A 247-nucleotide genomic window follows, 5' to 3' on the forward strand; every position below is an offset into this window, starting at 1 on the left:
TAAAGATAACGCGTCATACACCTGATAAGTAATTGGTGTAGCTGTTCCATAAGTACTGCTAACTACAAAACTAACTTTACCATCTGAACTTCCTGTACAAGTAACATTTTGTGCAGTTGGTGCTCCAACAGTAAGCGTTGAATTTGATGGAATAGGCATGTCAGCAATCTCATAATAATAACATCCTGATTTACTATCATAAACAATGAAAGTATATCTTACTCCAGGAATTAAATTAGGAATAACC

Annotated in this window: 1 protein-coding gene; it reads right to left on the minus strand. The window is 34.4% G+C overall.

The window, feature by feature from the left end; all coding sequences use genetic code 11:
• Positions 1 to 247 (minus strand): hypothetical protein (locus tag ACWA1B_RS23290; RefSeq protein ID WP_456911051.1); only part of this gene is annotated, 247 nt, incomplete at both ends.

The organism is Flavobacterium xizangense (assembly GCF_054075145.1).